We start from the raw sequence: 10,791 nt of genomic DNA, 5'->3' as shown, positions 1-10,791 counted from the left end.
CCAGATCGCGTACAAACGAAAAATGCGCGCCGCCAAAATTTTGAGCGCTAGAAATTTTACCTGCCTGCAAGCCCTTGCCGCCCAAATCGCCCTCAAAATATCTCGCATTTTGCGGAATTAGATTACCAAGCGGCCTGGAAAAATCTTTCGCACCGCTGGCAAAGCCCGCGAGCAGCAGCGCCGAATACAAAGCGACCACAAGGGCTAAAGCGCGCTTGATCCCGCCCGCGCCGCTGTCAAATAGCCCCAAAAATCCTGCGAAGATCGCGCCTAAAACCGCGTAAATCAGCAGGCTTAAATTTTCGCCGATGAGCGTGCGCGAAATCCACACCGCCGTAAAAAGCAGCAAAAAGCCAAAAATTTTAGGCACCGCCTCCATCCAAGCTCCGGGCCTCGGTAGCGCGCCGCCAAGCCCAACTACAAGCAGCAGCGCGCCACTTCCGAGCCCCAGCGCAAAAAGAGCCGCTGCGCCCAGCAGGATGTCGCCGCTGCCCGCAATGTAAACGAGCGCGCCCGCAAGCGGAGCGGAGATGCACGGCGATACAACGAGCGCCGAGATAAGCCCCATCGAAAAAACTCCGATCAGACCGCTGCTCTTTTCGCTTTTGCTATTTAAGAAGTTTTGAAAGCGCACAGGCAGGCGAATCTCGTAAAATCCGAACATCGAAAGCGCGAGTACGGCGAATATTAGCGAGGTTAGGATCAGCGCGGGCGGAGTTTGCAGCAGGCCTTGTAAATTTTGCCCGAAAACCGCCACGAAAGCTCCTAAAATCGCATACGAGCTCGCCATCCCAAAAATATACGCAAGGCTTACGGCGAGGCTCGTTTTCGCGCTCGGCTTGGAGGAGGTTTTCGCCACTATGATCGACGAGAGGATCGGGATGAGCGGATAGACGCAAGGACTTAGCGAGAGCAGCACGCCATAGCCGAAAAACAGCGCGATCGCCGCGATGAAGCTCTTGCCGCCAAGAACGTTTAAAATTTTATCCTGCTCGGAGATGGAATTTGCGCCGCGAGAAGTTTTTTGCGCGGAGGTTTCGTCGGAATTTACCGTAGCGCTTTCCGCCGAGCTTGCCGCGGAATTTCCCGCTGCGTGCGAGTTTGCCAAGGAATTTGCCTCTGCGCTCGCAGCTGCGGCATTGCTTTTAAAATTTACAGCCCCGCCTTGTGCGCTGTATGCGGCAGAAATCTGCGCGGAATTTACGCCGCTTCGGTATCTTTTCAGCTCGGAGTTTGAAATTTTGCTGATCTGATAGCCCTCCACCACGCGCTTGAAGCTAAAGCCGAACTGCTGCGGCTGGTAGCAAAAGCCCGACTTCGTGCAGCCCAAAAAATCGCCGTTAAGCACGAAATCATCGCTATCTGCGGCATTTGCGAGCACGAGGCCTAAAGGCACGGCGATGCTAAATTTGCCCTCGTAAATTTTATAATCTTTGTATTCGGTCGCGGCGGGCAGATTTATTAAATTCGTCACCTCCGCGCCGCCGATGAAAATTTTTATCTCGTTTTGATAGAGATAGATCCCGTCCGCGATATCAAAGCTTAACGTTACGCTATCGCTTTGCACCGCCGCGTTAAGCTTGAACGCATCGGAGGGTTTTAGGGGCTCGGCGCCCAAACCTAAGAGAAAAAACGTTGCCAAAATCAGCGATCTGATCAAATTTTATCCTTTGAAATTTTTTCCTACATTCTAACGTAATAAGTATGAATTTATAGTGTAATATAAAGAACTTTTTTGTAAAATTCCTCAAAATTTTTAGGAGGCGATATGAGCAAAGAAATCAAAACCGAAACAGGCGAAATAGCGCTGAAAGAGATAGAATTTAAAAGCTCAAAGTACGAAAAAATCTCGTTCAAAGACTACGAAACGCTGCTTGAGAGATACCAGATCGAGCTTTTGAAGCTACAAAAATTCGTAAAAGAGAAGGGGCTAAAAATTTTGATTTTGATGGAGGGGCGCGATGCGGCGGGCAAAGGCGGCACGATCAAGCGTTTAACCGAGCATCTAAATCCGCGCGGATGCCGCATCGTAGCGCTCGAAAAGCCGAGCAACGTCGAAAAGACTCAATGGTACTTCCAGCGCTACGTCGCGCACCTACCCAGCGGCGGCGAGATTGCGATCTTTGACCGCAGCTGGTACAACCGCGCGATGGTCGAGCCAGTGATGGGCTTTTGCACCCACGCCGAACATAAAGATTTCCTGCGCCAAGTGCCTAAATTTGAGGAGCTTTTGGTAAGTGCGGGGATAATTTTGTTTAAATTTTACTTTTCAGTTTCTAAAGAGGAGCAAAAAAGACGCTTCGAATCGCGCCGTACCGACCCGCTGAAGCAGTACAAACTCTCGCCGGTGGATGCGAGATCGCAGGAACTGTGGAATCAATATACGCTCGCAAAATACTCGATGCTGCTCGCTTCAAATACCGAGTTTGCGCCGTGGACGATCCTTGATAGCAACGATAAAAAGATCGCGCGGCTAAACGCCTTCCGCTGCATACTCTCGCGCATAGACTATCCCGAAAAGATCGACGCGAAGGAACTTGCTGTGGATCCAAACCTCGTGCGAAACGGCGCCAGGGAGATAATCCTAATGGAGGATAGCCAAAAAAGCGAGGCTTGGCGCAAGCTGGAAAGCCCCTCCCGCAAGAACAAGAAGGATAAGAAAAAGGGCTAAATCTTGCCAATGAAGATTACTCGCTAAGAATTGCTAGGGAGACTTGCTAGGAATTGCTCATTAGGGATTTATTTCCTAATATATAGAAATGCATTGGATTCTATGATTGTGTACCTCAAGATTCTTTGAAATTCTATCTAATGGGATGGAATTCTACACAACGCCACGGGCTACGTGATGAAGTATATCACGTTTCAATTCCTAATGGAATAGAATTCTACCTCGTCGCTTGCTTTTCTCTGCGGCTGTCGCCCATAGTTTCAATTCCCAACGGGAATTGAAATGCGAAACTCACATATCCCGCATTCACCGCCTTTCCGTAGAATTCTATTCCATTAGGAATTGAAACGCTCTTTGTGCCGGCAGATATGGCTCGGCATAGGGTAAAATTCCATCTTGTTTGTAATAGCTGCCGGAACCGATCAAAAAAATCAAATCCCGAAAGCTTCGATATGTAAAATTTCATTCTATCCCGGTTTAAAATTTAATGTGCCGTTCTATAAGATGCCTGTTTGTGCAAGCCGGTTCATCTTTACGGCATAATATGCAAAATTTTATAAAATTTTATGTTTATTTTATGCAGTATTCTGTATAATTCATACGGATAAACGAAGTATTTTGCTATTTTTACTTATGAATAACACGATTTTTATTCATTTTATACGATTTTATGTATAATTAACGAATAAATTTGTATAATTTTCATATGTTAGAAACGAGCGATATATTCAACATTTTGCACAATGCCGTCGAAGCCAAAAATAACGGCAAAAAGATCTCGCACGCCGCGATGGCGCAGAGGTTAGGCGTGTCGATGCGGACGTATCAGGACTGGCGCTTGGGTACGACCAAGCCGCAGGCTGCGACCGCGATATGCCAGATGTTGTGCGAGCTCGATAGCGACGACGCTGCGTTTGTGCTGCATAAGATAAAAAAACTTATAGGAGAGTAGAGTGCAAAACATTACTTTGCAAGAAAAGCTGGATCTGCAGGGCGTTTTTCGCGTGATTTATGAGAAAAAAGAGTCGAAATTCGCGATCTTTTACAAGGCGCTTTTGAAAAAATTTTTTAAAAATTTTAAAAAATAACTGGCGGAGGCATTTATTTATTTACTTTATGTGGCAAAGGCGGTAGTATCCATTAAATTTAGATGATTTTTCCTTTTTATGACGAGCACGCCGATATTCTTTGTTTTGCAGTTTCAGAGGATGCTAGCGAATTCTGCTTTATAAAAATTTTACTATCTTTCTGCCTCTTTGGTATCATCTAATTTAATTTTAAATTCTAACTTTGACACATGATCTTAAATTTGTAGCGTAAATTTAATTGAAATTAATGCGGAATTCCTTCTTTAACCTAGCTTTTAAGATCCATAGCGTGCATTTTTATAAATATTTTGAATTGCTATTAAATGAGTTGCATTTAAATCTATTTATATTGTGGCAAATATACAGTTCGTTAAAATTTTAATCTATAAGTAACTTCAAAATTTTATTCGTAACCTATAAATTTAATATATTTGGTGGGCAAATTGAAACCGAATGAAATTTCACATAAGTACCCCATGCTGTATCTTATCCCAGCCACAACTAATCTTTTAAATTTTCTAGCGAGATGAGAATTCTACCCATTCCTGCCGCAAAAGGTGTATCGCGTAAATCCGTTTTGATTTCAACAAGATGAATTCTACCGCCTACGCAAATCGTGCAATAAGCCCATTTAGGCGTTTCAATTCCCAAAGGATAGAATTATTCCACATTCCTGCGGGACGCTATAAAATGCAGTGGCAGAAGTTTCAATTCCCAACGGGATGGAATTCTACAGATACTAGGTCATGCTAGCCTAGATATGACGATGTTTCAATTCTCAACGGGATGGAATTCTACTTGTAGATACATACGGCAAGGTGCTAATGGATACGCTGTTTCAATTCCCAACGGGATGGAATTCTACAAGGAGCAAAAATGGTCTTAGAAATTATCAGGTTGTTTCAATTCCCAACGGGATGGAATTCTACGCGCGATTGCGGGAATGAGGCGAAAGAATCCGAAATTGTTTCAATTCCCAACGGGATGGAATTCTACTATGCTTTATCCACCTCGTTACCGGGTGTATGCAAGTTTCAATTCCCAACGGGATGGAATTCTACGTTATCCGCTGGCTCGATAACGACGATGACGTAGGTTTCAATTCCCAACGGGATGGAATTCTACAGCACGAATTTTGCCATTTTTCTAGGTAGAAAGTGTTAGGAGTATATATTTTTATGCCTTAAAATGGACTAAATTTAAAAAAGCGCCGATTGCTCAATGCCCAAAATTAGGCATTTCAGAATCTTAAAAGCAACTTTATCGCTATCTATATGTATCGTGAGTGCAAATGTTAAAATCTAAATATAAAGATATTCAAAAATAGAAGTGTGAATAATAAAAAGCTGAAATTTTAAAAACATATGTGTTTTTAAAGCCAATTCGTTCGCCGTTCCGTGCTTCAGATCAAATTTATTTCAAAAAACATGCATTTTAAGAGGGCGTAATCTATAGGCGTAAGTGATTCTAGTTAAGATTAAAAAAGCATAAATTAAGCTCGAAGCCCTGAGACCTACCGCCATACCAGCCTCTCGTAAGGCACGCCTTCACAGACGTATTTTTTAATCTGATTTGCCTCGCGACGGATGATTTGACGCCAGGTTAGGTTCTGTCCCGCTACATTTGCGCAAGATGATAGTTTCTCGATCATTTTTAGCTCGATCTTTTGCACCGCTTCTCGACCGAATCGAATACGCCCCGCATCCGTTTCAAAATCTTTTGCCGTAATCTCGCGTTTATTTAACATTCCAAAAATTAATCTATCACCTAAAATAGGCTTAAAAATCTCCGCAAGATCAAGATGCAGGCTTAACGCGCGGTAGTTTGGCTCGTGTAAAAAGCCGATGCGCGGATCAAGCTCGGTTTTGTAAATTTCGCTGAGGCAGACGTTATAAATACGCGTATTTACATAGCTAATGAGGGCATTAATTTTATCTGCCGACGGGCGTTTGGAGCGCGTCGTAAATTTAAAACTGCGCTGATCCTCGATGATTTCGTTCCAGGCCGCGAAATACTGCTTGGCAAAGCCGCCTTCCACTGCCATTACCGCTGCTATGTCGCAGACGCGCGCTAGGGCATCCAGATGCGGCGTAGTATCGAGCGAGACGCCATAAGCCTTGCAATTAATGGCTGCATTTAAGATGCGAACGCGAGTAATCTCGCGAGCGATAAAAAGGCGCTTAGAAAGATCGTCAAAAGCCCGCAGCTGCGCCAAAAGCACAAAGCCACTTTTATTTACAGAATTTGAAGTGTTCGGGAAAAAACTGCCGCGAAAGCTCTGATAGGCGCTAAAAATATGCAGCAAAATGTTATTATCGGCCAAAAATGCCATAGCATAAGTATCAAGCTCTACTCGCGCCAAAATATAAATTTCATCAATTGCGTTAATCGGCAAAATTTTACTAGTTAAAATTCCGCCCTCGTCGTTAAATTTATCGAAATATAGATTATTATCTTTGCGGCGCAATCGGCCTGGGCTCAAAATAAAATGCGTACGATCCGATTTTTGCATACTTTATCCTTAAATTTTAGCTGAATATTGCCTCGTTTTTATCACATCCGATGACTAGGCGCTGTGAATATTTTAGCGAATTAAAAGTATAAATTACCACGGAATCAAGCTTGCTGGCGCATTCTTTTTGCAAAATCGCCATTAATTTTTTAAGATCGCTCGCTCTGATTTCACCCTCGAAAACGCTGAATTGCACGCGAGGCAGAAACTTCTCGACCGCCTTTCGGACGCGCGCAGCGTTATTTTTCTCCTTTTCGTCGCTGCTTGAAATATCGTAAAATAAAATAGCATACATTCTATCTCCTAAATGCAATAATCACGATAAGCGCAACTCTCGCAAATCTTTTGCGGGCTAAATTTAGGCGGCTTTGGCTCGTTTACAAGGGCGATAATGTCGTTTAGAATTGTTTCGATTTTAGTGAAATTTTCGGCATTATCCTCAATGGCTATGACTGTTTTGCCGTTAATTAGCTTGCCTTTCACCTCTTTTAAATTTAAGCCTGTTTTTAAAAGATAGATATAAAAAAGTAGCTGCATCTTGCCTGCTTCTGGATTTTTTAGGCTCTTTTTATATTCGGTGATGAGATAATGTCCGCGCTGCTTGGAAAGCTTGTCGAATTTCAAATTTGAAAATGCGAATTCCTGCAAACCGTTCTCTTTGATATCCGCTAGCGCCTTGCCCATCAGCATGTTTTCATCCTCCTGATTAGCGTGAATATTGTGTCCGTAAAGCCACGCTTCGCGCTTACAGGTGACGTAATAATTCACAAGCGTGCCGGTGATTTGGTCTTTGCAAAACATTAGTCGAAAAACTCATTCTTGAGATTTAAGGCGGCATCCTTTTTAATCCCGAAATTATTATTGTATGAAGTATCGCCGAATGGTAAATAATAAACATCTTTTAGCCCATCAATACGCTTTATATTTAAACGCTTTGCATCAAATTCTGTGATATTTACACCAAATCTATTAATTTTCTTAATAGTATTCGTAAATATATCTTTCTTATTAAATTTATCCATATCAAGCCTATTGATTTCAAAAATTTCATTTTGAAATTCTTTAATATAATCTTCTTTTGGCTCAATTATTACTAAAATTTTAAGCCTATCATCCATCGCCTCGCTAACCTTTTCGTTTATATCGTAAAATCCTAGCTCTTGCATCTGTTCCGCCAAAAATAAGCTCTCTAGGCTTTGCTTTATGGCGCTGAAATACCTATTAGAAATATCTAAAATTTCGCTTTCGATGATATCCCTTTGCTTTAGAATTTTTACCAAAATATTATCGCTAATGCGTTTTAAATCACCGTAAATGAGATCGGAATAGTCGCAAATATCGTTAAATACGTATAACTCTCCCAGAGCTGTGAAATTTCTATTTATACGACCGGCAGTTTGGATAATCGAGCTAATGGGTGCTATCTCTCTAAATCCGACATCAAAATCCAAATCCACGCCAGCTTCGATAGACTGCGTAGAAATTAGCAAGATCGGATCACCGTGCCCATTTTTATTTTTAGCAATTGCATTTTTTATATTTTCGATATTTTTTCGTTTGTGATCGTCGCACATATATCCGTTTAGGCAAAAAACTTTAAATTCATCGTAAAATTCCAAAAATAGCTCTTGCGCTTTTTTAATGGTATTTACGACGACTAGTGTATTTTTGCCTTTTGTCGATTGTTTAATCTTATCTTTTAAAGCACTCTCATTGCCATCAAACCACTTTAAAACGTATCTATTTTGATCTTTGAAATAATCTAAATTTGAAATTTCTTTAAATTTAGTCGTATCAACAATAGGCATCGTAGCGGACATAAAGATAAAAATGCAGCCAAATCTTTCCGCCAACATCTCGCAAAGTTTCATAAAATCCGCTCTAAACTTATACGGTACCGCCTGCGCCTCATCGATTATTATTACACTATTTTTTAATCGGTTAAATTTTACGCTATCTTTATTTTTGTTTCCAAAGAGTGCAAATATAAATTGATATAGCGTAGTTACGTTAATATCTCCGCTAAAGGAATCCATCAAAAATTTAACTCTAGAATAGCGATCTTGCGGAGTGCCTTCATCTATCGTAGTTTTGTGATGAATTTTATGAATTAATATATTTTTATCGTCTTTGAAAATCTCTTTTATCTCATCATAAACTTGATCTATGATAGCCGTAAACGGCAGCACGTAAATAATACGTTCTTTATTAAATTTGGCGGCAAAATTTAGCGCAGTCAAAGTCTTGCCGTAGCCCGTAGGCGCAGTTAAAGTAAAAAGATTATGATTTACATCGAAATTATTTAAAACGAATTTTCTAAACTCGCTTCTTTTTTCATTTGGCTTACGATTTTCCAGGACTTTGATATATTTTTCGATCGTATTAGGATTCGCCGGTTTAGAAGCAGGAATTCTTTGATTAAAAATAGCTTCATATTTGTCGCTATAAATAAGTGACGAAAATATGTCTTTGAAATTTAAAAAGTCATCGTAATCAAACTTCTTTTTCGCAAATTTGAAGTATTCTCTTAAATGTTTAGCTTTAATTAAAAGCTCATTTTTATCGCTTTTAATATCTTTGTAAATTTCTAAACCTAAAGCTTTATCTAAGACTTCATCCCAAAAGTCTAGCTCTTTCGAGCTCTCAAAATATTTGCCGAAATTTTTATTTTGCGTTGTAAGTTCACAAAAATTTTCTACATTTCCATGGTGTGATACGATGGATAAAAATCCAAAAGCCGTATCTAGCTCATTAAATTCTGAATTTATTAAAAATATGTAGGCGGATAATAAAGCATGATTTTTATCTGCAATTTTTTCGGTAGGATTTTTGATATAAATTTGAAAATTAGTTTTTAGCTTAGCTATATCGTGATAAATTTTAATGCATTGCAAAAGCCTACTATCCGCTTCGGCAAGCATATTTGTTATATGCTTTATTAGTGGTTTGTTAGGATGTGATAGCAGCTCACTTTGCAAAGTAGACCTTGTAGTCATTTATTTGATAAATATTTCCTCTATTCTTTGCTTTGATTTGACTATTGCCGCTTAGCTTGATAACGAAATCTTTAAAATCCTTAAAAATTCGACCCTCCTCGCACCCGCAAGCCATTCGAGCCGTAGTAAGTCTGATATCAAAGCTTTGTGCATCAAATATAAAATCGTCCATCAAAACGAACGTATCTATAAAACTTTCCTTTTCATGCACCAATTCACAATTTTTTATCTCAATATATTTAAAATCCGCTATACAAAAATTTATACCTAAATATGGCGTAAAGATACATCTATGAGCTTTTAAGCTGTCGATTATCTTTTCTTTATAAGAAGCGTTTAAAGCACTTAAATCAACGAATATGACATATCTAGGATCTTTTATTAGCTCTTTATAAAACTGCTTTTTCTCGCTAGAATCTTGATAGCCTTGTTCGATATGCATACTTGACGATAGAGCAAATTTTATACCGTTAAAAATCATAGTTTTTTTGCGAAATTGCGAACTTAAAATAACGCTATAACCTATATCGTTAAGTTTAAAATAATTCATTTCACCTATAATCGCTCCCAAAAACCCCATTACGGCAGTCTTTGGCGGCACTGGGTATGTAAGAGACGAGTAGATAGTAGCCGGATGAGAAAAATGCGCGTAATCTCCCGATAGCTCAAAAGCTATTATATCCATTTAAAATCCTATTTTTATCCAATTACTATCAAATTGTGATCTGTTATTTTGCTCGAAGTCAAAATCGCTCATATACTCTATTTTTTCGATCTCTTGCGCGTATCTGGTAAGTTTAGCTTTTAATCTAGAAAAATCAATCGTAAAATCATTTATACTTCTTATCTCCACATCTTCTTTGCTACTATTTATAGCCACACAGTTATTTAAATCTCCAGCGAAAGTATCATTTTTATATGTAATTACTAGCATAAATCTAGGCATTTGACCCATTTTCGTGCGAGTAATTAAATTTTTAGTCCCACTCCAGAGCGCGCTTAAAATCACTTTCACATCATCTTCGCTCAAATTCGTAATCTTTGCACTATGATTATCCACTATTCCGTAAGTTGCAAACATTGCATAATTTAAAAAATCTTCTTCCCTAAACGTTTTATTCGCCTTATCGCTACCACTTGCAAATGCGCCGGTGCCTTTTATATGCTCTACCGCAACTCTATGAAGCGATCTGCTCATTCTAAACTGAATGGGTCCAACAAATTGAATTCCGGCTGTTTTTATGCCTTCTTTTTTCATCTCGTCTTTATCCGATATCGGCAAAACTCCACCAAATGCGCGAATATCAATAAATTTAGATAAAATTTCTTTTTCTATCTCGATTTTTTCTTGCTTAACGTTAATTACTTCACGTATCGCGCTTTTGCAATCTAAGATATTTTCATCTCTTTTATACTCTTTAATGAAAATCGTACTTTCGTCTTTTTTCATAATTTCATCTCTAATTGTTCGCTTTATACGTACATCAGTAACTTCTGCTATACCCGTCTCATCGTCTATGCTAA

The 10,791-nt window shown here is 39.7% G+C and carries 10 protein-coding genes and 1 CRISPR repeat array; of the genes, 3 read left to right on the top strand and 7 right to left on the bottom strand.

Translation table 11 applies throughout. From position 1 onward, the window contains the following. The coding region (locus Q0413_RS00540) for a protein-disulfide reductase DsbD domain-containing protein (RefSeq protein ID WP_298986199.1) at window positions 1-1,660 on the bottom strand (1,660 nt) is incomplete at its 3' end. A 108-nt stretch (window positions 1,661-1,768) separates the two neighbouring features. Between Q0413_RS00540 and ppk2 the strand changes: the two genes are divergently transcribed. The 3 genes from ppk2 to Q0413_RS00525 all read left to right on the top strand — a co-directional run bounded on the left by ppk2 (window position 1,769) and on the right by Q0413_RS00525 (window position 3,759). Continuing rightward, window positions 1,769-2,671: a polyphosphate kinase 2 gene (gene ppk2 / locus Q0413_RS00535; protein WP_298986197.1), complete on the top strand. Its 903-nt coding sequence runs from the start codon at window positions 1,769-1,771 to the stop codon at window positions 2,669-2,671. 706 nt (window positions 2,672-3,377) lie between these two features. After that, window positions 3,378-3,623 carry a helix-turn-helix transcriptional regulator gene (locus tag Q0413_RS00530; protein WP_040303199.1) on the top strand — a complete coding sequence of 82 codons (246 nt, stop codon included), beginning with the start codon at window positions 3,378-3,380 and terminating at the stop codon, window positions 3,621-3,623. A 1-nt stretch (window position 3,624) separates the two neighbouring features. Beyond that, window positions 3,625-3,759 carry a hypothetical protein gene (locus Q0413_RS00525; RefSeq protein ID WP_005869088.1) on the top strand — a complete coding sequence of 45 codons (135 nt, stop codon included), beginning with the start codon at window positions 3,625-3,627 and terminating at the stop codon, window positions 3,757-3,759. 637 nt (window positions 3,760-4,396) lie between these two features. Next, window positions 4,397-4,884: a CRISPR direct-repeat array (repeat unit 30 nt; unit sequence GTTTCAATTCCCAACGGGATGGAATTCTAC). Between the two features lie 388 nt (window positions 4,885-5,272). Here Q0413_RS00525 and cas1 read toward each other — a convergent pair. From cas1 to cas7b, 6 genes are all read right to left on the bottom strand, one after another. Continuing rightward, a complete protein-coding gene (gene cas1, locus Q0413_RS00520) occupies window positions 5,273-6,271 on the bottom strand; it encodes a CRISPR-associated endonuclease Cas1 (RefSeq protein ID WP_298986196.1) in 999 nt (332 codons plus the stop codon). 16 nt (window positions 6,272-6,287) lie between these two features. Next, window positions 6,288-6,566 carry a CRISPR-associated endonuclease Cas2 gene (cas2, locus tag Q0413_RS00515; RefSeq protein WP_005869129.1) on the bottom strand — a complete coding sequence of 93 codons (279 nt, stop codon included), beginning with the start codon at window positions 6,564-6,566 and terminating at the stop codon, window positions 6,288-6,290. A gap of 8 nt (window positions 6,567-6,574) precedes the next feature. After that, a complete protein-coding gene (locus tag Q0413_RS00510; RefSeq protein WP_298986193.1) occupies window positions 6,575-7,072 on the bottom strand; it encodes a Dna2/Cas4 domain-containing protein in 498 nt (165 codons plus the stop codon). Then, a complete protein-coding gene (gene cas3, locus Q0413_RS00505; protein ID WP_298986191.1) occupies window positions 7,072-9,249 on the bottom strand; it encodes a CRISPR-associated helicase Cas3' in 2,178 nt (725 codons plus the stop codon). The genes Q0413_RS00510 and cas3 overlap by 1 nt, the downstream gene beginning before the upstream one ends. After that, window positions 9,239-9,952 carry a CRISPR-associated protein Cas5 gene (cas5, locus tag Q0413_RS00500; protein ID WP_298986190.1) on the bottom strand — a complete coding sequence of 238 codons (714 nt, stop codon included), beginning with the start codon at window positions 9,950-9,952 and terminating at the stop codon, window positions 9,239-9,241. The genes cas3 and cas5 overlap by 11 nt, the downstream gene beginning before the upstream one ends. Beyond that, window positions 9,953-10,791 (bottom strand): type I-B CRISPR-associated protein Cas7/Csh2 (gene cas7b / locus Q0413_RS00495; protein WP_298986188.1); only part of this gene is annotated, 839 nt, incomplete at its 5' end.

The sequence above is a fragment of the uncultured Campylobacter sp. genome, assembly GCF_938045465.1.
In the GTDB taxonomy this organism is placed as follows: Bacteria; Campylobacterota; Campylobacteria; order Campylobacterales; family Campylobacteraceae; genus Campylobacter_B.
Note: the sequence above shows the minus strand (reverse complement) of the source record. Positions and strands in the feature narration are given on the sequence as shown.